At 29.5% G+C, this 25,515-nt stretch carries 21 protein-coding genes; 19 read left to right on the plus strand and 2 right to left on the minus strand.

Features of this window, described 5'->3' with window-relative positions; translation table 11 throughout:
* Positions 1-289 precede the first annotated feature (289 nt).
* Complete coding sequence (locus CA_RS04255; RefSeq protein ID WP_010964110.1) at positions 290-1,132, plus strand: D-amino acid aminotransferase; 843 nt, start codon at positions 290-292, stop codon at positions 1,130-1,132.
* 162 nt (positions 1,133-1,294) lie between these two features.
* Complete coding sequence (locus CA_RS04260) at positions 1,295-2,341, plus strand: Vps62-related protein (RefSeq protein ID WP_010964111.1); 1,047 nt, start codon at positions 1,295-1,297, stop codon at positions 2,339-2,341.
* 93 nt (positions 2,342-2,434) lie between these two features.
* Here the strand turns inward: CA_RS04260 and CA_RS04265 are convergent, their stop codons facing one another.
* Complete coding sequence (locus tag CA_RS04265; RefSeq protein WP_010964112.1) at positions 2,435-3,382, minus strand: NAD-dependent epimerase/dehydratase family protein; 948 nt, start codon at positions 3,380-3,382, stop codon at positions 2,435-2,437.
* 128 nt (positions 3,383-3,510) lie between these two features.
* Between CA_RS04265 and CA_RS04270 the strand changes: the two genes are divergently transcribed.
* From CA_RS04270 to CA_RS04320, 11 genes are all read left to right on the plus strand, one after another.
* Positions 3,511-4,365 carry a glycosyltransferase family 2 protein gene (locus tag CA_RS04270; protein ID WP_010964113.1) on the plus strand — a complete coding sequence of 285 codons (855 nt, stop codon included), beginning with the start codon at positions 3,511-3,513 and terminating at the stop codon, positions 4,363-4,365.
* A 440-nt stretch (positions 4,366-4,805) separates the two neighbouring features.
* Positions 4,806-5,393 carry a CDP-archaeol synthase gene (locus CA_RS04275; protein ID WP_010964114.1) on the plus strand — a complete coding sequence of 196 codons (588 nt, stop codon included), beginning with the start codon at positions 4,806-4,808 and terminating at the stop codon, positions 5,391-5,393.
* Positions 5,394-5,406: 13 nt separating this feature from the next.
* A complete protein-coding gene (locus tag CA_RS04280; RefSeq protein WP_010964115.1) occupies positions 5,407-7,926 on the plus strand; it encodes a PEP/pyruvate-binding domain-containing protein in 2,520 nt (839 codons plus the stop codon).
* Between the two features lies 1 nt (position 7,927).
* A complete protein-coding gene (locus tag CA_RS04285; protein WP_010964116.1) occupies positions 7,928-8,545 on the plus strand; it encodes a CDP-alcohol phosphatidyltransferase family protein in 618 nt (205 codons plus the stop codon).
* 1 nt (position 8,546) lies between these two features.
* Positions 8,547-9,422 carry a phosphatidylserine decarboxylase gene (locus CA_RS04290; protein ID WP_010964117.1) on the plus strand — a complete coding sequence of 292 codons (876 nt, stop codon included), beginning with the start codon at positions 8,547-8,549 and terminating at the stop codon, positions 9,420-9,422.
* Positions 9,415-10,308, plus strand: a complete 894-nt coding sequence (locus CA_RS04295) for a UbiA family prenyltransferase (protein WP_010964118.1) — start codon at positions 9,415-9,417, stop codon at positions 10,306-10,308. Before CA_RS04290 ends, CA_RS04295 begins: the two co-directional genes overlap by 8 nt.
* Before the next feature lie 11 nt (positions 10,309-10,319).
* Positions 10,320-12,890 carry a phosphoenolpyruvate synthase gene (locus CA_RS04300; RefSeq protein WP_010964119.1) on the plus strand — a complete coding sequence of 857 codons (2,571 nt, stop codon included), beginning with the start codon at positions 10,320-10,322 and terminating at the stop codon, positions 12,888-12,890.
* Positions 12,878-13,954, plus strand: a complete 1,077-nt coding sequence (locus tag CA_RS04305) for a hypothetical protein (RefSeq protein WP_010964120.1) — start codon at positions 12,878-12,880, stop codon at positions 13,952-13,954. Before CA_RS04300 ends, CA_RS04305 begins: the two co-directional genes overlap by 13 nt.
* A gap of 64 nt (positions 13,955-14,018) precedes the next feature.
* Positions 14,019-14,456 carry a hypothetical protein gene (locus CA_RS04310; protein WP_014518873.1) on the plus strand — a complete coding sequence of 146 codons (438 nt, stop codon included), beginning with the start codon at positions 14,019-14,021 and terminating at the stop codon, positions 14,454-14,456.
* A 340-nt stretch (positions 14,457-14,796) separates the two neighbouring features.
* On the plus strand, positions 14,797-16,491 hold the full coding sequence (locus CA_RS04315; protein WP_010964122.1) for a pectate lyase family protein: 1,695 nt from the start codon (positions 14,797-14,799) through the stop codon (positions 16,489-16,491).
* Positions 16,492-16,760: 269 nt separating this feature from the next.
* Positions 16,761-18,767, plus strand: coding sequence for a methyl-accepting chemotaxis protein (locus tag CA_RS04320; protein WP_010964123.1), 2,007 nt, complete (start codon positions 16,761-16,763; stop codon positions 18,765-18,767).
* 44 nt (positions 18,768-18,811) lie between these two features.
* Here the strand turns inward: CA_RS04320 and CA_RS04325 are convergent, their stop codons facing one another.
* The gene (locus tag CA_RS04325) at positions 18,812-19,441 is read right to left on the minus strand and encodes a hypothetical protein (RefSeq protein WP_010964124.1); all 630 of its coding nucleotides are present in this window, start codon (positions 19,439-19,441) and stop codon (positions 18,812-18,814) included.
* A 244-nt stretch (positions 19,442-19,685) separates the two neighbouring features.
* Here CA_RS04325 and CA_RS04330 point away from each other — a divergent pair, with 244 nt between their 5' ends.
* The 6 genes from CA_RS04330 (at position 19,686) to hypD (ending at position 25,281) form a co-directional block, all read left to right on the plus strand.
* Positions 19,686-19,829 carry a hypothetical protein gene (locus CA_RS04330; protein ID WP_158306560.1) on the plus strand — a complete coding sequence of 48 codons (144 nt, stop codon included), beginning with the start codon at positions 19,686-19,688 and terminating at the stop codon, positions 19,827-19,829.
* 356 nt (positions 19,830-20,185) lie between these two features.
* Positions 20,186-20,383, plus strand: coding sequence for a cold-shock protein (locus CA_RS04335; protein WP_010964125.1), 198 nt, complete (start codon positions 20,186-20,188; stop codon positions 20,381-20,383).
* Between the two features lie 233 nt (positions 20,384-20,616).
* Positions 20,617-20,832, plus strand: a complete 216-nt coding sequence (locus CA_RS04340) for a HypC/HybG/HupF family hydrogenase formation chaperone (RefSeq protein WP_010964126.1) — start codon at positions 20,617-20,619, stop codon at positions 20,830-20,832.
* Positions 20,833-20,875: 43 nt separating this feature from the next.
* Positions 20,876-21,883: a hydrogenase expression/formation protein HypE gene (gene hypE, locus CA_RS04345; protein WP_010964127.1), complete on the plus strand. Its 1,008-nt coding sequence runs from the start codon at positions 20,876-20,878 to the stop codon at positions 21,881-21,883.
* A 24-nt stretch (positions 21,884-21,907) separates the two neighbouring features.
* On the plus strand, positions 21,908-24,196 hold the full coding sequence (gene hypF, locus CA_RS04350) for a carbamoyltransferase HypF (protein ID WP_010964128.1): 2,289 nt from the start codon (positions 21,908-21,910) through the stop codon (positions 24,194-24,196).
* Positions 24,196-25,281 (plus strand): hydrogenase formation protein HypD, encoded by a 1,086-nt coding sequence (hypD, locus tag CA_RS04355; protein WP_010964129.1) that lies wholly within the window; start codon positions 24,196-24,198, stop codon positions 25,279-25,281. The genes hypF and hypD overlap by 1 nt, the downstream gene beginning before the upstream one ends.
* The last annotated feature ends 234 nt before the right edge of the window (positions 25,282-25,515 follow it).

Here is a 25,515-nt window from a genome sequence, read left to right on the forward strand (position 1 = left end):
ATTTTTATATGTAACTGATAATGTTTATCAATGATTGTTAATTATACTTTGTTTACACTAAAATGTCAATAATCATTTTTAATTGAAAATGAAATTCAAGTTAGGCATATAATCAAAAGAAAATTAGTATAAAGTGAGAATTATGGTTAATCTATAATAAATTGAAAATAATCTTCTAAGAATATTGAAAAAAACTATTTTGTAATATAATATATAAATAAATTACTAAAAAGTTATAAAATGTAATGAATTGTTTGTAGAGAGTATTAATTTGTTTGGAGGGATTTTGATGAAAGATTTAGGATATTACAATGGAGAATACGACTTAATTGAAAATATGAAAATACCAATGAATGATCGTGTATGCTATTTTGGTGATGGTGTTTATGATGCTACTTATAGTAGAAACCATAATATATTTGCACTAGATGAGCATATTGACCGATTTTATAATAGTGCCGAGCTTTTAAGAATTAAAATTCCATATACAAAGAAGGAAATGAAAGAGCTTTTAAAGGATATGGTTAAAAAGGTTGATAGCGGAGAACAATTTGTATATTGGCAGGTTACTAGAGGTACTGGCATGCGTAATCATGCTTTTTTGAGTGAGGATGTTAAGGCTAATATTTGGATTGTTTTAAAGCCACTAAAGGTAAAAGATATGTCAAAAAAATTAAAACTAATAACATTAGAGGATACTAGATTTTTACATTGTAACATAAAAACCTTAAATTTGCTTCCTAGTGTAATTGCAGCACAAAAAACTGAAGAAGCAGGCTGCCAGGAAGCAGTATTTCATAGAGGAGATAGAGTTACTGAATGTGCTCATAGTAATGTTTCAATTATAAAGGATGAGATTTTAAAAACTGCGCCAACAGATAATCTTATTTTGCCGGGAATAGCAAGGGCGCATCTTATAAAAATGTGCAAAAAATTTGAGATACCTGTAGATGAAACTCCATTTACATTAAAGGAGTTAATTAATGCGGATGAAGTTATAGTTACAAGTTCAGGGCAATTTTGTATGACTGCTTGTGAGATAGATGGAAGACCTGTAGGCGGAAAAGCGCCAGATATTATTAAAAAGCTTCAGACTGCCTTACTTAATGAATTTTTGGAAGAAACAAATTAAAGTTTAAAAATCCATAACTACACAATTTATGATTAGAGTACTTTAAATTTAGTACTCTTTTTCTATGTAAAAAACATAATGAACTTAGAATAATAAATTAGCATAGCATATTATAGTAAATAACTAGTTAATGTGAAATTTTATTTTTCAGGAGATGGTTTTATGAGTGAGGCAGAAAGTGTAGTAATTAAAGGAGGTAATAAGGATAAAATTTTACCTTTAGAAGCTGAAGAAAAAAAGCCCATTAAAGAAGAGAAGAATAAAGCTGTAATATTAAGTAATTGGATTATAAAGTATGCACCTATAGTTTATTTTCATCCAGATGAAAAATGTTTTCCAATAACAGTAGAAGAATTTTTAGAATGTACTGACGTCATGAATGAAAAAAATGAAAAATTTTGTGATGGAAAAGAAATCCTCTCTGGTTCTTTTAAAGATGCGTTAGGAAATCAAAAATTTTATCTTAAGATTACAGATACAAGTGTAAGAGAAGGAAATCTTAATAGTGCAAAATGTTATGTATATGTCAGAAAAAGAAACAAGGGAAGATATTTAGATTTACAATACTTTTTCTTTTACGGCTACAATGGTCCAACAATTAATATTCATCTTAATAAAAATAAAAAGAATTATTCTACATCCAATATAGGTGAAAATTATGGTAATTGGGAGCATGTTACTGTTGTTATAGATTCAACTGATGGGTCAATTCTAGGTGCTATTTTTGATCAACATGGTAAAAGCTGTTTTTATGATATTGATCAATTGGAATATGAAAAAGGACATATTGTTGTATATTCAGCATTAAGTAGCCATGCTTCATATCCATCAGCAGGTAAAAGTGTAACTGAATATGATTCACAGGAGTTAGGAGTGCCGCCGGTTTCAGTTGGTATAGTTAAATTTGAATTACACGATGCTACTGATAAAGGAAGAAGGTGGGATACATCACTTGTGTGTCAGCTTGTTTCTTATAATATTACTGGCACGGAGGTTGAAGAGCCTAAGTGGATGGCATTCAATGGACGATGGGGAAAGCCTTACGATTTAACAGACAAAGATATAAGTATTTTATATCAAATATCAAGATTGCCGGCTGGTGGAAAAGTGGTTGATAGCTTACTATGGAGATTTATTCCTTACAGTAAAAAAAATATAAATCAAGCTAATGGAATTAAAAGTAAAGATGATTTTAATATTATTATTTAACTATGTATAACCTTACAATAACGGTATACCCATTTATACATATAAGTATTTATAAATGGGTAAATTAGACTTTTAGTAAGGAAAGAATCCCATCTATTTTTTTGAAACTTCATATTTAATTATACTTTTTAATGCTTCATCTAAAGAGTAATGAGGAGTATAACCTAGTTTTTTTAGCTTGCTAATGTCTGGAACACGCTGGAGTGTTTCCTCAAAATTTTTATCGAAGGCTTTTTCATATGGAACTAAGTTGATATTAGAATTTGATTGTGTCAAAACTTTAATTTTTTTGGCTAAATCTAAAATTCTTATTTCTTCAGTGCCTCCAATATTGTAGATTTCACCAATTTCTCCGTAGTTTAAAACAAGCTGTAAACCGTTTAAAATATCCTCTATATAACCAAATGTACGAGTTTGCTGACCATTACCATATACTTGTATAGGCTTTTCTTCAAGAGCAACATTTATGAATGTAGGAACAACCATACCGTAGTTTCCCACTTGATAAGGTCCAATAACGTTAAAGAAACGTCCTATTTTAACTTTAACACCTAATTCCCTATGATAAGCAAGAACCAAATGCTCTTCGGTTAATTTGCCAACAGAGTAAAGCCAACTTGGTTTTTTGCTTGTACCCAAAACGGAATCATCTTCTTCATCTACAGATTTCTTACTTATCTTTCCGTAAATAGCGGAAGAAGAGGAAATAAAAATTCCCTTATTGTATAGATGTGCAGCTTCTAGCATATTATCTGTTCCTGTGCAGCTAACCTTAAGGCCTTCTATTCCCTTTAACATTGCTAGTCTTACTCCAACTACAGCTGCTAGATGTATTATATAATCACATTTATTAACTAAAGAGAAAACTAAGTTTCTATCTAAAACACTGCCTTTAATTACGGTTGCTTTGGTATTATTGAGTCTATCAGGTAAAGTTGCTGAAAAATTATCAAGTACAGTAACCTTGTGACCAGCATTTAATAGTCTGAGAGTTAGATTAGTGCCAATAAATCCTGCACCACCTGTAATTAAATAATGCATGGTAAATCACCTTATCATATATATATTTATTGCTAAATACAAATTTAATTCTATTTAGCATATATTAAATTATATGAAATTTGAACACATATGGTGCAAAGTGCCTATAATTTGGTAGGGGTGATGTAATGGAAAATGATAAAATAAAATCACAGGAGGCTTTTACGAAAGAGGAAAATGCTAGTGAAATTACTGTTTTTATACCTTCATTTAATCCAGGTAGATTTTTGAGAACCGCTTTAAAAAGCGTATATTGGCAAACATATAGAAATTGGAAACTAATTTTAGTAGATGATTGCTCAACAGATAATAGTTTGGATATGGCTAAAGATTTATTGGAGGATACTAGGATTACAGTAATTAAAAATACTAGAAATTTAGGACAATCTGAAGCTCAAAATAGGGCTTTGGAATTGATTACAACACCTTATTGTGTACAATTAGATAGTGACGATTGGTTTTTTCCAAATGCTTTAGAAAGATTACTTAAGACATTTAGAAAACAGCCAGAGGAGGTGGCGGTTGTTAGTGGAAATGTTTTAATTACAAGCAATGAGATAACGTGGTTCAAATTAAATAATGGTTTTTTGGAACCTAATATTAGAAAAGGTCGTTTTTTTAAAGATAAGTATGATTTTTTATTATCAAATTTGACTCTTTGGCCACGATGCTATAGAACAAGTTCCTTAAAAAAAATTGGTGGTTGGCCTACAGATGACCCATATGGAGGTCGTCATATGGAAGACAGAAGAGTGCTTTTACGATTAGTAGAAAAAAATCGTTTTTATTGGATTGACAGCGTGCTTTATGTTTATAGACGACACGATTATAATAATACAAATAAACTTGATGTCTATAATCGCATGATTGAGTGGGAAACTAGGAGAGTATTAAAACGTTGGGGAGATAAATTCAAACCAATCTTTAAAATGGATAAGAGTGGGTGGAGATATATTGATCACTTTGTTCAGAAGCGAAGATGATTTGTATAAAATTTATGAATGTGTTTATAGTGAAGAGTTCTTGCATTAAAACTGGTGAATTGATGTAGGAACTTTTTTATGGGCTAATTATCTTTAATATTGTAATGAAATGCTTAAAGAAGGAGATTAAGCATTTTATTAGGAAAAAATGTATTTAATGTTATAACTATAAAATATACTTGTAAAAAGTTTAATAACATTATAAAATAATAAAAAACTGTAAAAGTCAAATGACAGTAAATGAAAAAAATATATATTGAATTTTATACAAGTATTGATTTATATAGGTTCAGCTTTATTTGTAGAATTTAGTTTATGCTATAACTTGACAAGAATCGAGAAATGTATTAGTATAAACAAATTGTGGATTTATAATGTTTTTTAAGGAAAAATTTACATTTTAATGTCATTGTTACAATATTATTGAAAGGAGGCTATGTGTGAAAGTTATTGTAGATATGTATATTACATTATTTCCTGTAATATTAGCGGGAATATTTAATATGATTTTTGTTAAACTGCCAGTACTTAATGTGTTGAAATATCCAATAGACAACAACAAAACATTAAAAGATGGAAAAAGAATATTTGGAGATAACAAAACCTGGAAGGGATTTTTAGGAATGGTGGTGTTTGCTGCTATTTCTACTGTGATTTGGGGAGTGATTTGCAGCTTAAATAAAGCAATATATCAAAATAATTTATCATATAGCTATCATAAAAATATATTTACATTTAATATTATCCTTGGATTAGCTCTTGGACTTGCTTACGCTCTGTGTGAGCTACCTAATAGTTTTTTTAAGAGAAGGGTAGGAATTGAACCAGGAAAATCAATTAATAAAAAAAATGGTTATGTGTTTATAATAATTGATCAAGTGGATTCGCTATTTGGTTGTGCTTTCGTAATTAGCTTGGTTAGTTCTATGACATTACCTTACTATCTTATTTGTGTATTTTTAGGTGGAGTTACACATTACATACTTAATGTTTTATTATATTTATTAAAGTTAAAGAAAAATATTTAGGAGATGAAAGAGCATGATTTTTGATATTGCTAAAGGTGAGGTATCTCAAGAGCTGGGTAATAAAGCTAAGTCTTTAATAGAAATGAGAAAAGAGGGATTTAGAGTTCCAGATGGGTTTGTTATTGACAGTAATACATATAAAGAAATCATTTCCTACAATGAAAAAGAAGAAGATATAAAAAATATATTATCTACTATAAATAAATCTAACATAGATGTTTTAAGCATAAAACTAGCTAGTATTTTTGATGACTTTGTAATTATGGATAGTTTAGTCAATGAAATAGATAAGAGATTAAAAAAGGGAGTAAAATACGCTGTTAGAAGTAGTGGATTAAAAGAAGATTTAGATAATTTATCTTTTGCAGGACAGTATTCAACCTTTTTAAATATAGGTGGTATTGAGGAAATAAAGAAAGCTATTATTGATTGCTATAAATCAATGTATACAAAAGGCGTTTTATCTTATTTTATTGATAATAATTTAGAGGTAAGAGAACTTGAAATGGCTGTTATAGTTCAAGAAATGGTTCAATCAGAGAAAAGTGGAGTAGCTTTTACGGTAAATCCCATAACAGGAATAGATAAAGAAATGGTTGTTGAGGTAACAGAAGGTTTGGGAGAAGCTATAGTAAGTGGGCAAGTAGTTCCTGAAAGATATATTTATAATTGGTTTGAGGATAAGTACGAGTACAGTGAAACAAATAGCCTTTTAAGTAAAGAAGAACTAGAGAAAATAATGAACACAGCTTTAAATATTCAAATGCATTTTGGGTATCCTTCAGATATTGAATTTGCAATAGAAAAGGACAAGCTATACATTTTACAGGTAAGGGCAATTACAAAAATTAAGTACTCAAAAATAAAGGATGAATGGACTACTGCTAATTTTAAAGACAGTGGAGTTTCAGCATCTGTTTGTACTCCGGCTATGTGGAGTTTATATGAGTATATTTGGGAAACTGTTCTAAAGAAATTTATACTTCAATCAAATATTTTAAAGGAAAAAGAATTAAATAAATTGGGAGATATGTTTTATGGTCGTCCATATTGGAATATGAGTGTTGTTAAAAAAGCAATGGGAAAAATTCCAGGATATAAGGAAATAGACTTTGATAATGAATTTGGGGTGAAAATAACTTATAAAGGAGAAGGAAACACAACTAAATTAACTCCTGCATCTATTATAAAGGTAATTAGAATAGCGTTTGCTCAAAGAAAGATAGTAAAGAATCATAATAAAAATCTTGAAGCATATAAAAATGAAATCCTAGGCAAATACTCTAAATACATAGAGGATTATGAAACTGAATATTCACTTAAGGAATTTGAAACTATCTGGTATGACTTAATTAAAGATGATTACCTAACCAGTCAAGGAACTTACTTTTGGCAAATATTCATAAATACCATTCATCAAACAATTTTTAAGAATAAAATTTTGAAGTATTTAGATAAAAGTCAGTATTTAGATTTAATTGGTGGATTAAATGAAGTTTCACATCTTCGCCCTTTTTACGATATGTGGGATATTACAAGAAACATAATTAAAGATGAAAATAGCTTTAGCTTTTGGAATAGCTCAACAGTAGAAGAGATAAAAGATGAATATTATAAAAATACCGAGAAATATTTTATGATTGATTTTAAGAAATATGTGAATAATTATGGGCATCATTCTAAAAAGGAATTAGATGTTACGTATCCTTGTTACTTCGAAGATGTAGATACTCTTATAAAAATGTTTAAAGATACTATTTTGCTTGATGACAGTTATAGTCCAAGAAATGATAAAAAAAGGCAAATTGAAAGATACACTAGGCAAATTGAAAATATAAAAGAGAAGGTTTCTGATAAAAAATATCGTATAATAATAAAAGAAGTTGAAAAAATGAGAGAAATGCTGTGGTGGCGTGAAGAATTTAGAGATATGACCACAAAATTTTATTACATAATACGAATATATACCTTAAAATTAGCAAAACTATATAAAGCCTATGACATAATAGAAGATGAAGATGATATATGGTATCTAAAGATCTTTGATATATGGGATTTTATCGATGGAAGAAAAACAAAACAAGAGATAAAGGCTATAGTATTAAGAAATAGAAAATACTATCAATCATTTAGAAACTTTGAGAATGAAAACGAAATAGGTACTAAGTTTGAAGGTATAAATGAAAGCAAGAAAGTAGCTTCAAATAAGGTAATAGGAGTTGGTTGTAATAACGGTATTGTTACAGGAACGGCTAGAGTAATAGAAGACTTGGAGGAAATTGAAACCTTAAAGGTTGGAGATATATTGATAACTAAGTTTACAGATACAGGATGGACAAGTAAATTTGCAATGCTAAAAGGAATTGTAACAGAGTATGGTGGTTTATTATGTCATGCTGCAATTGTTTCAAGAGAGTATGGTATGCCATGTATTGTGTGTGCTCATAATGCAACAAAGCTAATTAAAGATGGCAGTAGAATTTCAATTAATGGGACAACAGGAGAAATTACACTGCTTGAAGGAGGAATTTAACATGTTCATAGGAATATATAACAGATCAGTAATCGTAACATATATGGGAATAGCATCAGCAATGGTAGGTATGTACTTAGCTGATAAGCACGATATTAGATATGCAATACTATGTTTAGTTATAGCAGGAGTATGTGACCTTTTTGATGGAAAGATTGCTAGAATGTGCAAGAGAACAGAAGATGAAAAGTTGTTCGGAATACAGCTTGATTCTCTAGCAGACGTTATATGCTTTTCAGCTCTGCCAATTTCAATATTTTATGGTCTAGGATTAAATAAGTGGTATCATGTAGTAATTTATACTGCATTTACTTTAGCTGCGATTACACGTTTAGGTTTCTTTAATATAAAAGTTATGGATTCAAATAGAGATAAACCAGTTGATTATTATAGTGGATTACCTGTAACCTGTTCGGCAATGATCTTTCCGTTGTTTTGGCTTCTATCCTTTTGTCTAGATAGACATATTTTTTTACTTATATATACAATTATTATTGCAGTAGTTGCATTTCTATTTGTAGCTAATATTAAAATAAAAAAGCCTAAGGGAATTGCATATGGTGTATTTGTTGTTTTAGCAGTGCTTATGTCACTTGGAATAATATTCATAGGTGTATAAAATGAGTATAACAATATTTAATAGAGATTTAAAAGAAATCTATTATGAAAAGCAATATAAAAATGGACAACTTAAATTTTTATACAATACTATTTTAGGACGAATGCTTTTAAAATTATTTATTTCAACAAGATTGTTTTCAAAAATAAATGCTATTTTTAATAATAATAAGGGCTCAATTAAAAAAATTGAACCCTTTATTAATGAATATAAAATTGATATGAGTGAATATGAAAAAAAAGAATATACCTCTTTTGATGATTTTTTTACAAGAAAAATTCTTGAGGGTAAAAGAAGTTTTTCTAAAGAAAAAAGTCACTTGATATCACCAGCAGACTCTAAACTTATGGTATATGAAATAGATGATGATTTAAAAATGAATATTAAAAATAGTATATATACTGTAGGAGAGTTGTTAAATGACGAAAAGCTTTCAAGAGAATATAAGAATGGAACTTGCCTAATATTTAGGTTAACAGTGGACGATTACCACAGATACTGTTTTATAGATGATGGAAGTTTAAAGTATAGAAAAGTTATAAATGGAAGATTGCATACTGTAGGACCTATATCATCTAAAAGATATAAGGTTTATAGTGAAAATAATAGAGAATATTCAGTCTTGAAAACAAGAAACTTTGGTAAAGTAATTCAAATTGAGGTTGGTGCTCTTTTGGTTGGAAAAATAAAAAATCATTCAATTAAAGTCTTTAAAAAAGGTGATGAGAAAGGTTATTTTTGTTTTGGGGGATCAACAATAGTGCTGCTTTTTAAAGAAAAGGTTATTAAAATGGACGAGGATATTTTGGAGTATTCTAAAGCAGGAATTGAAACAAAGATAAAAATGGGAGAAAAGATAGGAGAAACAAATGATTAAAAGGTTAAATGTTTATTTAAAAGAAATGTATCCACTACTGCCGAGATTGATTTTAAGTTTAACTTTGTTTTTTGAAATATATATGATTACATTGTTAAGTAATCATATTTCATCTTTTAGAATTGGCATTCAAGAATTTGTTGGTGTATTTACAGTGTTTGGCTTTTGGTTAGCTTTAAGAATAGCAGATGAATTAAAGGATTATGAAACAGATAAAATTAATTTTCCCAAAAGACCGTTGCCATCTGGAAGAGTTACCAAAAGAGATTTGTGGATTTTACTTACAATAGATTATGCTTTAATGATATTTTTGAATTTGGTATTTATGAATAATGTGTTATTTTTTATAGTGCTGCTTATCTATGGAGTTTTAATGTCACTATGGTTTTTTGCTAAAAAATATATCCAACCTAATTTGGTGCTGGCGCTTATTACTCATAATCCAGTTGAATTAATTTTAGATTACTATATAATCTCATTTGCCTGCATTAAATATAAGCTACCTGTGTTTACAGGAACTACACTTTTAATATGCGTAACCTTATACTTTCCTGCATTAGCCTGGGAGGTTAGTAGAAAAATAAAGGCTCCAGATGATGAAAATCAATATGTGACCTATTCAAAATTATTTGGATATAAAAAAGCAACCATGTTTGTAATGCTTGTAATATTTTGCGAAATGATAACTACAAATATATTAGCTTATAGACTTTCAATTATAATGGTTATTATTTTAACAGTAAGATATTTTTGGCTTGTTTACAATTGTATAGAGTTTATAAAAAGCCCTAAAAAGTTTAAGCTTGGAAAAAGAGTAGAGGTGTACTTATATATTACTGCACTTTTAGTTTTGATAATGGAAATCTTAAATCTTTTCGTTATGTGAGGATGGTATTTATGAATAAATATATCATGGATAGTGGAGATGAAGAAATCTTAAAAGAGGGTTCTAAGGCATATAATTTAGCCAAAATGAAAAATAGTAGCATAAATGTGCCTGACTTTTTTTGTATAACACATGAATGCATGGAGTATCATTTAAAAGATAGTGCAGATTTAATAGAGAAAATTATTAAAAATGTAGACTTTAAGGATGGGAAGTCAATAGAAGCTGTAAGCCAAAGCATAAAAGAAATTTTTAGGATTGTAGAATTAGATGAAAAAATAAAAGAAGAAATAGATATATACTTAGAGAAGAATTTCAAGGAAGTAAGTTTATTTTCAGTGAGATCATCCTCATTGGTAGAAGATTCAAAAGAATTTTCCTTTGCAGGGCAATTTGATACCTACCTTAATGTATCAAGAGAAGATTTATTTCAAAACATTGTTAAGTGTTGGAGTTCTTTGTATTCTCAAAATGTTTTGAAATATAATTATCATAAAAGCATTTCTTTTTCTTCTTTAAAAATGAGTGTAATAATTCAAGAAATGATAGATGCAGATTTATCTGGTGTAGTATTTACAGCTAATCCACAAGGTATTTTAAATGAAATGGTTCTAGTGTGTGGAAAAGGAACAGGAAACCAGGTTGTAGAGGATAAGGTTGAAACTACTACTTACTATTATAATATTACAGATAATTTATATTACTATGAAAATCAGCTGAAATCTCCTATCTTAAAGGAGAGTATTTTTGAGAGTATTATAAAAGTGTCGGACAAACTAACAAGTATATTTGAAAAATATATAGATATAGAATTTTCTATAAAACATGATAAATTATATATACTTCAGGTTAGACCTATAACTACACTTGGAGATAAAGATGTTACAATACTTGATAATAGCAATATTGTTGAAAGCTATCCTAATATAACACTTCCACTTACAGATTCCTTTGTTAGTGAGGCTTATTATAGGGTGTTCAAGGCACTAGCCATGAGATGTTTTCCGAAAAGAGCATTAGTTGAAAAGTATGATACTGTTTTAAGAGAAATGGTGCATAGTGCAAATGGCAGAATGTATTATAAGATAAGTAATTGGTATACGGTTTTGAAGTTTTTGCCATTTAGGAAGAAAATAATACCTATATGGCAGGAAATGATGGGAGTAAATAATAAAGAACATGAAAAAAAAGGCAATGATATTACATTTCTTCAAAAGATTAAAATATATTTAAATGCCATACATGAAGCTTTCAATGTTACAAAAGAGATGGATAGATTAAATTTAAATTTTCTACAAGTAAAAAGGTACTTTAATGAAGAGTATAAAGAGGATTTAAGTAATGAAGAATTAGTTGATTTGTATGATAGTGTAGCTAAAATTTTATTAAAAAATTGGGATATAACCTTATTAAATGATATATATGCATTTGTATTTACTGGTTTATTAAAGGCTGAACTAGAAAAACTAAAGCTTAAGAATCTTGAGTTTGAAACTAATAAGTATATTTCAGGAATTAGCAATATTGAAAGCCTAAAACCAATTAAAAGTTTGATTGAACTTTCAATATATGTATCTAGTGATGATAAATTAATTGGAGAGTTAAGTGAATTAAACAGCAATGATATGGTTTGTAAATATTTAAAAAACACTTCTTCTGATTTTGTAGAAAAATTTGAAGGATACATAGATGCGTATGGAGATCGAGCTTTAGAGGAATTGAAATTAGAAAGCAAAACTTTTAGGACTTCGCCTATACTTTTGGTTGATAAAATTTTGGAATATACAAGGGATAAGGATAGGTTAGAAGATAGATATCAAACGTTATGTAATAAATCTGAAAGTTTTATATCGAAAGAAATGTTTGATAAATGCGGTTTTGTGGATAAAAAACTGATTAAGCTATTTAGTTCAAAGGCTCTTATTGGAATAAAAAACAGAGAAAGCTCGAGATTAAACAGGAGCAGAGTTTATGGAATGGTTAGAAGTATATTTCTAGCTATAGGAAACAATCTTTTTAAGGACAGAAAAATAGATCATATAGAGGATATTTTTTACCTGTATACGGATGAAGTATTTGAATATATAAAAGGCAAAGAGTATGATTTTAAAAAGCTTGTAGAGTATAGAAAAAAAGAATATAAAATGTATGAAGAATTACCAGCTTACTCTAGGTTGATTTTTTCTGAGGAGATATTTAATAAAAATCACTTAAATATAAATTCTACACCAATAAGAGAAGACAAAAGTGGTATAGGTGGAATTCCGTGCTCTAATGGAGTGGTGGAGGGAGAAATAATTGTTATAGAAAACCCTAAGATGTCTAGAGATGTAAAAGATAAAATAATTGTTACTAAAATGACAGATCCCGGATGGGTATTTTTACTTACGCTAGCGAAGGGAATAATAACGGAGAAGGGCTCACTGCTTTCGCACACAGCTATTATTTCCCGGGAATTAAATATACCAGCAATTGTAGGCGTTAATAAGGTGACTAGTATTTTTAAAAGTGGCGATATGATAAGAATGGACGGAAGTACTGGAAAAATTGAGAGAGTGAGTGATGAAGCGTGTACCAAATAATTAACTTTGATAGAGAAGAAAAATATATAAAGGATTTTTTAAAGCTTCCGAGGCTTCTTTATTCAAAAAAAGAGATAGCTCAAAATGAAAGTGAAGAAAAGGAACTTTTATTAGGAAAACACTTGCTCTCAAAGTATTTTAAGCTTAATAAGTTTCTTGTATATAAGGATTCAAAAGTAGCAGCAAGATGTGTTATTACAACATACCCAAATGACTCGAATGCATATATTGGCTTTTTTGAGTGTATATATGATGAAGAATGTGCTAAAACACTTTTTCAAGCAGTAAAAGAGTTTTGTAAAAGAGGCAACTACAAAAAAATAATTGGACCTGTTGATGCAAGCTTTTGGCTAAAGTATAGAATGAAAATAAATAAATTTGAAGACAGGCCATATGTATCAGAACCTTATAATAAAAAATATTATTTGGATTTATTTTTGAAAAATGACTACAGTATAAGTGAAACGTATATATCTAATATTTATAAAAAGCTTCCACGTAATTTTGAAAAGGAAAAAATCAGGAGAAGGTATGAGGAGTTTATAAAAAAGGGCTACAAGATAGTAAGCCCTAAAAAAATGGATTACAATAAAGCTATATGTGAAATATATAAGATGATAATAGAGTTATATAGTGATTTCCCTATATTTAAATATCTTAATGAAGAAGATTTTTTAAAAATTTTTGGGAATTATAAATATATTTTAGATTTTTCTATGGTAAAGTTAGTTTATTTTAAAGGAGAAACTGTGGCATTTTTTATAGGTATGCCAGACTATAAAAATTTGCTATATAGAAAATTTAATTTGTTTACAATAATAAATGTGCTTTTAAAGAAAATAAGAAGCAAAAACTATGTTATGTTGTACATGGGGGTTAAAAAAGAGCATGTTGGTTTAGGAAATGCAATGACTCAAACTATAATAAATAATCTCCAAAAAAGAAGGTCCACAGCAATTGGGGCATTTATAAAAGAGGGGAAAGTAACAGAAAGCTACGGAAAAGATACAATTGAAGGAAAATATAAATATGTTCTTTTAGAAAGTAGTTTACAAAAACATTAAATGTATAAAAAGTACGTGAAAATTAAAAATAGTATAGGAATAACATTTAATGTGGGAGGCAAATATGAAAATAGAAGCTTTTTTTAGAGGAATAAAGAATGCAAATGAGGCAGCAAGTAAACTTAAAAGTGAAGGTATCGAAGCTTTTACAGATATAAATGATCACTATCAAACAGGAAGTAGTGTAAGGCATCCAGGATTTATTCCTACATCAAGTAATTCTGATTTAGTAGTGAATTCAGGTTTGAGAGGAGGAGAAGCAGATAGTTCTCCTCTTAGAGCAGCGAGTCCAATGGTAAGTGGCATGGGAGGATTTAAAGAAATAACAAATGTAAATTACAAGGTTATAGTAAATACTGATGAAAACAATGAGAAAAAGGCGCAGGATATAATTAGTTCACTTGGTGGTTCTATGGAAAGTCCTAACTTTGATGGTAGTAAGCATATAAAAGATGTGGATTTTTCAAAGGCAGATCCAAACTTTATGAAAAATCTTCAATAGGAAATAGCAGGGTATGATAAAATTTATTTTTTATTGTAACCTGCTATTTTTATATACATTTTTACGAGCATATACTTTCATTTAAATAAAATAATCATTTTTGCTTTAAAATATCATTAATAAATAGTGAAAAAAGTATAGTAAGATGCATACAAAGATAAAAGATATTTGTAAAAAAACAACTAATTTATTTACATTATAATTATATATTGACAATATTTATATTTTTTGTAATAATGTAATTGTTAACGTTAAACAAAGCTGCGTAACCAAGAAAATTAACATTAGTAAGGAAGAATATGTTTATCGTAAACAAAAAGATATGAAAAGGGGATAAAAAATGGGAAGAAGATTTTCAAAGAGATTATTGGTGGCTATTTTAGCATCATCAATGGCAATAAGTGCAACTTTTAGCGCTAATGCTTCAACTAAATATGGAAAAAATTATGTGTCATCAGTAACTAAGGCGGTAGAGACATCAGCAGTATCTATATTAGAGAGTGAAGGTTCTTTAGAATCTGCTAATGTTGAATGGAGTCCAGTTCAAGGCGCTGCATCATATAATGTTTATTACAAGGCAGCAGATGCACTAGACTCTAGTTATACAAAAATTGATGATGAACTGATTAGACAATATCCGTCATCATTTAGAGCAGATGTATTAGGTTTAGCTGCTGGAAATTATGTATTAAAGATAGTTCCTGTTGTAAATGGTGTGGATGCTATTAATGAAGAAGCAACTACACAAGCCCTAACAGTAAAAGCAAATAAAAGAGAAGGGTTTGCATTTTCGCCTGCATCACCAATGAAGACAAGCTCAGGTGGATATAATGATGATGGTACAGTAGCAAGTAATGCTGAGATATTATATATTACAGCTAGTAATGTAAACACTGTAACTGAAAATGTTGTAACAAATGCAAAAGGAACTAAAACTACTTGTACAGGTCTTGTAAATATTTTAGCTGGACGTCAAAAAGGCTATGATAAAAGTCCACTTATTATTCGTATGATAGGCGAAATTAAGGCATCCGATATTACAGGACTTAATGAGCACACATATATACAGTTAAAAGGTTGTTATAATGTTACTTTTGAAGGTGTAGGTAAGGATGCTACAGCTTATGGTTGGGGATTTTTAATTCGTGATGCTCGTAATTTAGAACTTAGAAATGTAGGAATCATGATGTTTGGTGATGATGCAATATCACTTGACACAGATAATCAGAATATTTGGGTTCATAATAATGACCTTTTCTATGGTGCTGCAGGACATGATGCAGACCAAGTTAAAGGTGATGGATCTTGCGATATAAAACAAGACTCAACCTTTGTTTCAGTTTCTTACAACCACTTCCATGATTCTGGTAAATCATCACTTTGTGGTATGCAGGATACACAAAATTACTATGTGACATATCACCATAACTGGTTTGATCATTCTGATTCGAGACATCCTCGTATAAGGGTTGGATCAGTTCATGTTTATAATAACTATTTTGATGGAAATGCAAAATATGGAGTTGGTGTTACAAAGGGAGCTTCAGCATTTGTAGAAGCTAATTACTTTAGAGATTGCAAGTACCCAATGTTAAGCTCACTTCAGGGTACTGATATATTTTATGACAGCAAAGGAGATTTTTCAGGAGAAGACGGTGGTATGATAAAAGCATACAACAATAAAATAGAGGGGGCTACAAGACTTGTTTATGCAAATCAGGATCCTATTCAATTTGATGCGTATTTAGCTTCATCAAGAAATGAAGTTGTTCCAAGCACATATAAAACCTTAGTTGGAGGAACTACTTATAATAACTTTGATACAAGTTCAGTAATGTATAAGTATCAACCAGATTCACCAGACGATGTTAAGGAAAGTGTTACTAGTTATGCAGGAAGAGTTGATGGTGGAGATTTAATATTCAACTTTACTGATGCAGATGATACAAGTAGTGTGATAAATCCAGATTTAATGGCTAAAGTTAAAAATTATAGTTCTACTTTAGTATCAGATGGAAGTAAAGTTGTAAAATAAAATTAAAATACAGGTAAAGAGCTGTCCTATAGTTGTTTTTTTATTAACTATAGGCGGCTTTTTTTTATTGTAATTTACGCTTATTTATCAACTATTTTGTTTAATAAAATCGTAATTTTGTGGTAAATATAAAACAATTAAAAAAGATTCAACTTTGTTACAAGTTAAGGCGCTTTATAATGATTATAACTTCAACATTAATAAAGATTAGTCGAAAAAAATCGATAAATAATAAATACTATTATAAATCGATTGAAGAGGTGTTTTAAATGAATGAAAAGTCAGGAGTGAATTTTAGAAGTATAAGAGTCAAACTGGTGGCAATATTGCTATTATTATGTTTAATACCAATTATGATTTCTGGAGTTTATAATTATTATAAGGCTAGTGAACTTTTATCAAATCAATTTCAATCCTCAACTTTGGAAACTTTAAAAGCAGTTAGTAACTCTATGGATAACTATTTTTCTGTATTTGAATCAGAAATAAATTTAATGGCTGAAAATCCTATGCTGAAAAATATGGATAATGATCCCAGGGGAGCACAAGGAGCATATGATTTATTTGAAAGTGTAATGAAAAGTAGAAATGATATTTTGAAAGTTTACATAGGGGAGCCAAATAAAAATTTTGTAAATTGCCCAAAGACTAAGATGCCAGATAGTTTTGATCCTACAATGAGACCATGGTATAAAAATGCTCTTAATAAAACAGGAGAGATAGTTTATACAGGTCCATATAAAGCTGCTAGTACGGGAAAGATGGTAATTTCATTGTCAAAGACTATTGAAAATAACGGCAAAGTTGTTGGAGTAGTATCAATGGATTTAAGTTTGGATGAATTATCAAAAAAACTATCTAACACAAAGATTGGACAATCTGGATATATATTTGTAACTGATTCAAATGGAGTTATGATTTCTCATCCGGATAAAAGTCTTCTTGGAAATAATTCTACAGTGACTGCTCTAAGTTACTGGAAGGATGTAAAAAAAACATCTAGTGGTTTTGAAACCTACAGTTATAAGGGCAAACAAAAATACATAGTTTATAATACAGATAATAGAACAGGATGGAAGATGATGGCATCCATGCCTACAAGTGAGTTAACATCTAAAACAAAGTCCATTCAAAGTGCTGGTATAACTATATTTGTTTTAATTGCAGTTATTGGAACAGTTATAGCAATTTTTGTAAGTAGAAGTATAACTTCGAAAATTATAATATTAAAGGAAATTTTTAAAAAAGCTTCTCAAGGAGATTTGACAGCTGAGGTTAATATAAGGACAAAAGATGAATTTGAGGAATTAGGAAATAGTTTTAATGTTATGACAACAAAAATAGGTGAATTAATATTGAGCTTAACCTCTTCCTCACAAGTAATATCTAAAACTTCTGGTGATGTAAATAGGATGGCTTTAGAAACGAATAATGCTGTAAATGAGGTAGCAACAAGCATAGATCAAGTTGCTCAAGGAGCATCTGAAACGGCTCATGATATACAATCTAGTGTGGAAGCTATTAATAATCTTGCTGAAAAAATAGATGAGATAGATAAATTGACAAATGATATGATTAGTACATCTGATAAGTCAAATAAATTGAGTAATGAAGGCTTAGAGGTTATGCATTCTCTTACAGATAAAACAGAAAAGAATATAGAGGCATCTAAAGGTGTAACTTCGGTTGTTTCGGCAATGAAAGAGGAAACTGATAAAATATCAATGATTACAGATACGATTAATGAAATAGCTGATCAAACCAATCTATTAGCATTGAATGCGGCAATTGAGGCAGCTAGGGCTGGAGAGGCTGGAAAAGGCTTTTCTGTAGTTGCAGATGAAATTCGAAAACTTGCAGAACAGTCTACTTCTGCAACTAATGAGATTCAAGAATTGATTTCAGGAATTAAGGATAAAACAGATAGTGCAGTAAGGTCAATGGAGCTATCTAATATAATTGTAGGTGAGCAAAGTGAGGTAGTTAATGATACAAAAGAGATATTTAATAAAATACTTAAGTGTATTAATGAAATTATTGATCAAATAAAATTGGTTCAGTCAGCAACAATTGAAACTAACAGGGAAAAGACTCAGTTAATCGGAAGAATGCACAACATATCAGCAGTTTCAGAACAGTCATCTGCAAGTGCAGAGGAGGTATCAGCTACAGCTGAAGAAGTAACAGCAGTAATGAGTGAATTTACAACTTCAGCAGGAGAATTAAATAATCTTTCTTCAGAATTAGAAAAGCAAATTAAAAAATTTAAAATATAAGTAAAGTAAAAACCGTATTGAGTTTATGCAATACGGTTTTTTATCTAATTTTTGTATGGAATATTTTTTAGATTTATGGAAGTAATAGTTTTTGAGTGTGTGTCAAAGTAAATGCGAAGCTCTTGACCATAATTTCCTATATCTGTATTGTAATAAATTATCCAACCAGCTTGTTTCATATAGTCAGTTTTTGGAGCACCATACGCTTTGATGACGTCATTATATGTTGAGTTAAGGGTGATTCCTTTTGGCAGCACTACTGTGTTTTTATATGAAGAACTTGTTTTAGCTACAACGATAGCCCCAAGCATTGCATCATCAAATTTAACAGTAGCTCCACTTGTATTGAAAAGTGTTACATCAATTTTGCTTTCTTCACTTTTACTGCCATCATCCATATGTATTGATTGTACGTAATATCCATCCTTTAATGGTTGTCCTTTATCTGCGTAATCATTAAATTTAAAACCATCATCTACTAGTTGTTTTGCTTTCATAGGTAGAGAGTACTTTTTTCCATTCAGAGTTATGTCGCCACTTAGAGGATCGGATTTCATTTGCGAAGTGTATTTTTTTATGTCTTCAGTTGTAAGTTTTTTTATCTTAGTAGAATTAGTACAGGCTGGTAACATAATTAAGAATAGACTTAAACATATGATAGTTATTTTTTTCATAGTTATTTCCTTTCCTTTGTTAAAATATAGTGTTATTTAAGTGAGTTTTATTATATCATAATACAAAAACATATAAAATGTTTTAATCATATTGCATATGTAAGGCGATTATAAATTTTAAATTATTAAATACACAGTATATTATAGGATTTATTGTATATATTTAATTATTAAAAAATTTATCAAAATATATTTATAAAAAAAAATTTATTGAAGAATATAATAATGAAAGGAGGAAATATATATGAGTAAAAAGCTAACTAGAACAAAACTTAAAATGGCTGCAATAGAAAAAAACATGATGGAAGTAGGAGCTGAATTATATAGTAATCTTGAAGTAAGAGATGAAATTAAAAAGAAGCTTAAAAATAAAAAAGTTAAGACATAAAGTATAGATTAGCTTAATATATATTAAAAAATTTATAATAATATCGAAAATAAGTTAAGGTTTATTTGTCAACTTTATAATAAAATACTGTAAATATATATTCTTATGTCAATATTATAAGGCGAAATTAAGTAATAAGTATTTTATAACAACATATATTTGGAATATAAATAATATAAAAAAGTTGATTTATTTATGAAACTGTGGTAATCTTAATCAAGACTTAAATTTAATAGTAAATAATGCAGCACAATATATTTCAATTAGCACTTAGTAAGATTTGGTAGTTAAGGAATTTTATTGGTGAGGTATTACAATGAGTTTAAGATCAATAAAATTTTGGAGGTATACAGTATATGACTGGTACAGTTAAATGGTTTAATGGAGAAAAAGGTTTTGGATTTATTACAGGAGAAGATGGAAACGATGTTTTCGCTCACTATTCTCAAATAAATGTAGATGGATACAAAACTCTTGAAGAAGGTCAAAAAGTTTCTTATGATGTTGTTAAGGGACCAAAAGGACTTCAAGCTGAAAATATTACACTTGCATAAGTAATAGAGCTTTAACCCCTGAGTATTTACTCAGGGGTTTTTATGTACTGTAAAACTTATTTGAAATATTATTAGATAAAATAAATAAACTTAAAAAACTGCACATAACATATAGGGATTAGCAAATTCTTATATGTTATGTGCAGTTTTTTTATATTTCTAGATACGAATTCATTGATTTAAAAAAACATATACTTTAATTTTATAGAAGAATTTTATTAGGAGGAGTTAGTATGTGTTTGGCTGTTCCAGGAGAAGTTTTGAAAATAAGTGATTGTAGGGGTGTTGTTAAAGTTGGAAATTTAAAGAGAGAGGTGTTTATGCATCTTGTCCCTGAGGTTAAGATTGGACAATATGTTTTAATTCATGCGGGCTGTGCAATTGAAATAATTGATGAAAAGGCAGCAAAAGAAACTCTTGAGATTTTAAGGAAGTTATCAGACGATTAAATATTTTAGTCTGTAGAAGGTAAGTAGGAAGGTGAAAACTAAAATGGAGAATAAGATATTATTAAGCCATGGAAGTGGTGGTAAACAAACTAGTAGTCTAATAAATAATTTGTTTGTGAAATATTTTGATAATAATATTATAAAAGCGATGAATGATTCTGCACAAATAAAGTTAGTTGGTACTAGAATTGCATTTACAACAGATTCGTTTGTCATTTCTCCGCAGTTTTTTAAGGGAGGGGATATCGGTAAACTTGCAGTGTGTGGAACAGTAAATGATTTATCAGTAAGTGGTGCAAGACCATGTTATCTAACAAGTGCATTTATTATAGAAGAAGGATATTCAATGGAAAGCCTTGAGCTCATTGTAAAATCTATGGCCGAAACTGCTAAAAAAGCAGGAGTTAAAATTGTGGCTGGAGATACTAAGGTGGTTGAAAAGGGAAATGTAGATGGTGTGTATATAAATACTACAGGCATAGGGGAGCTGTATAATAATATAAATATTAGTGCTAGTAGGGCAGAGGTTGGAGATTTAATTATTGTGAATGGAAATATTGGAGAACATGGTATGAGTATTATGTGTGAAAGAAGTGGAATAGATATATATGGAGAATTGAAAAGTGATTGTGATCCTTTAAATGAATTAGTAGGTTGTATGCTCAAGGTATGTAAAGATATTCATGTTATCAGAGATGCTACTAGAGGGGGCATTGCAGCAGTTTTAAATGAAATAGCAGAAGCTAGTGATGTATCTGTTGAGCTTAATTATGAGAATATACCTGTAAGTGAGGAAGTAAAGGGAGCGTGTGAATTACTTGGTTTAGATCCATTATATATTGCTAATGAGGGGAAGCTTTGTTGTTTTGTACCCAAAGAATATGCACTAAATGTGCTTAAAGAGATGAAAAAGAATGTATTGGGCAAGAATGCTGCTATTATTGGAAAAGTAGTTGAAGAAACTCATTATAAGGTATATTTGAAAACTGTTGTTGGAGGAAAGAGAATAGTAGATATGTCGTCTGGTGAACAGTTCCCTAGAATATGTTAAGAATTAAAAGCATTGGAGGATATCATGTTTAAAAGGTTATTATTAAAAATAGAAGGGATTGTACAAGGTGTGGGTTTTAGACCTTTTGTTTATAGACAGGCTAGTTTGCTTGGTTTAAAGGGTTGGGTCAGCAATAATTCTGCTGGGGTATATATTGATGTAGAAGGTGAAAGTTCAAATTTATATGAATTCATTGATAAACTGAAATATGATAAACCTTTTTTGTGTAGAATAGAAAATATCGCTATTGAGGAAAAAACAGCTGTGAATTACAGGAGTTTTAAAATAAAAAGAAGTGAGGATAAATATAATAAAACTACTCTCATTTCCCCTGATATAGGTATATGTGAAAAATGTATTGAGGATATCACAAATCCATCAAGTAAAAGGTATAAGTATCCCTTTGCTAGTTGTACAAATTGTGGACCTAGATTTTCTATATTAAAGGCTATTCCGTATGATAGAAAAAACACGACTATGAACAAATTTAAGCTGTGTTCAGCTTGTGATAAAGAATACAATGATTATAACAATAGGAGATTTTATGCTGAAACTAATTCCTGCAAAATTTGCGGTCCTCATATTTGGATTGAAAATCATAATGGAGTAAAAATAGAAGTCGATGACGAATTAAATTGGACAAGAAAAAAGCTTAAAGAAGGCAAAATTTTTGCTATAAAAGGCTTAGGCGGCTTTCAACTTGTTTGTGACGCAGAGAATGAAGAAGCAATAAAGAAGCTTAGACAGAAGAAGAATAGACAACATAAACCATTTGCTGTTATGGTTAAAGATATTGAAACTGCAAAAAAGTATTGCAGTGTAAATTATAAAGAAGAGAAATTACTAAAAAGTAAAGTAAAACCTATAGTTATACTAAATAGATCTAATTATAATAAAATACCTAAGGTGATAGCTCCATATCAAAAAACATTGGGAGTTATGCTTCCATATACTCCATTACATTACTTGCTATTTTCAGATGATATAGAGGTTCTTATAATGACTAGTGCAAATGCCCATGGACTGCCTTTGGAGTATAAAAATGAAAGCGCAATTGATAAACTGGGAAATATTGCAGATTATTTTTTGCAACATAATAGAGATATAAATGTGCCAATAGATGATTCAATTGTAAGGGTAGTAAATGGACAAGAATGTGTTATAAGACGAGCACGAGGATATACACCAAATCCAATTAAAAGTGATAACGTAAGAGAAATATTGGCTTGTGGATCTAATATGAAGAATACATTTTGTATAGCAAAGAATAATTTTATGTTTTTAAGTCAATATAATGGCGATTTAGAAAATGTGGAAACCATAGATAGGTACATAAATAACATTAGACATTTTGAAAAAATATTTAAATTTACTCCGGGGTATATAGCTTGTGATATGCATCCCAATTATTTATCTATTATATACGACAATTATTCAAAGCTACCTAAAATAGAGGTTCAGCACCATCATGCTCATATAGTTAGTTGTTTAACAGAAAATAAAGTTAAAGGAAAAGTTATAGGAATTGCCTATGATGGGACAGGGTATGGAACAGATAAAAAAGTATGGGGAGGGGAATTTTTTATTTGTGATACAAAAAAGTTTATCAGGCTTGCACATCTTAAATATGTGAAAATGCCTGGCGCTGAAATGGCAATAAGAGAAAATTGGAGAATGGCTGTAGCTTATATTTACAGTGTTTTTGAATCTGGTAAATATAATGAAAAACACTTATTGAAAACTATAATGAAATTATATGGTGAAAAGGCAATTAAGCTTATAGATATAATTAAAGCAAATATAAATTGTCCGGAAACCTCTAGTATGGGGCGCTTATTTGATGCAGCTGCAAGCTTAATTGGAGTTAGAGATAATATTACGTATGAAGGACAGGCAGCTAGTGAGCTTGAAGCAGTTATTGAATTAAAATGTAAGCAGTATTATGAATATGATATAAGATTTAAAGATGATAACTATATTATAGAGGGTGATAAAGTTATAAAAGGTATTATACAAGATAAAATATCAGGGGTTACCATGGGGGAGATGTCCTCTAAATTTCATAATACTGTAGTTGAATTTTCAAAGGATGTATGTAAATTGCTTAGGAAGAAAACTGCGATTAATCAGGTAGCCTTAAGCGGTGGAGTATTTCAAAATTCCTATTTGTTAAAAAATTTAGTTGATTCTTTAAAAAAAGAGGCTTTTATAGTTTATACAAATAAAGAAATACCAACAAATGATGGAGGTATTGCCTTAGGACAGATCATTGTGGCAAACGAAATTTTAAATAATAGAGAAGGAATAAAATAATGAAATATGTTGATGAATTTAGAAATGGGGATTATGCAAAAACTCTTGTGAGATTAATACAGAAACTTACTAAGAAAAAAATAAATATAATGGAGATATGCGGCAGTCATACTATGGCTATATTTAGATATGGAATTAAAGATATACTTCCAAGTAATATAAGGTTGATTTCTGGGCCGGGGTGTCCCGTTTGTGTTACGTCTCAAGGTTATATTGATACTGCTTTAGAGCTTTCTTTAAGTAGAGAGGTTATCATTGCAACTTTTGGAGATATGATAAGGGTTCCGGGAACAAAAACTTCTCTAATGAAAAGAAAAGCTGAGGGAGCTGATATTAAAATAGTTTATTCACCAATGGATGCATTGACTTTGGCAGAAAATAATCCGTTAAAAAAAGTAGTCTTTCTTTCTGTAGGTTTTGAAACAACAACACCTATTACAGCAATTACAATATTGGAGGCTAAAAAAAGAGGTGTTAAGAATATATTTTTTTTGACGTCAAATAAGATGGTTCCTCCAGTTATGAGGACACTTGTAGAAGATAAGGAACTTAACATAACTGGTTTTTTACTTCCTGGAAATGTTAGTGCTATTATTGGAAAAAAACCATATGAATTTTTGAGCAGTGAGTATAATGTATCTGGTGTTGTAACAGGCTTTGAGCCGTTGGATATACTTAAGGGCTTAAAGGTACTTATAGATATTATAAATAACAATGCTTCAGTAATAGTAAATGAATATAAGAGGGTAGTAAGAGATGAGGGTAACGTTACGGCATTAAGATATATAAAAGAAGTATTTGAAGTTACTGATAGCACATGGAGAGGAATAGGGAACATTGAAAAAAGTGGATATAAGATTAATACAGAATATGAGCAATTTGATGCTGTAAAACAGTTTAATATAAATTATAAAGAATGCGATAGCAGTTCTGAATGTAGATGTGGAGATATACTTAAAGGGAAAATAACTCCAATAGAATGTTCGCTATTTAAAAAAGCATGCACACCTGATCATCCTGTAGGTTCTTGTATGGTGTCTTATGAAGGTGTATGTGCAGCGTATTATAAATTCCTTAATACATGAAGAGATTTATAATACGCTTTTTAGTTTCCTTATTTATTGATAGTAAAAATAAAAATTTAATTTAATATGGAGTAAAGATTAGGAGAATATAAACTTTGAAAACCTAAATTTGTATATGCTAATAAATATATAAAATTTGCCGATAAATGATGTTTGTTAACGATAACAATAAATAGTAAAATATAATAAAAGGTTTTGTTACGATAAATATTAAATCAATAGATGTAAATTGCA

The sequence above is a fragment of the Clostridium acetobutylicum ATCC 824 genome (genome assembly GCF_000008765.1).
Classification (GTDB): Bacteria; Bacillota; Clostridia; order Clostridiales; family Clostridiaceae; genus Clostridium_S; species Clostridium_S acetobutylicum.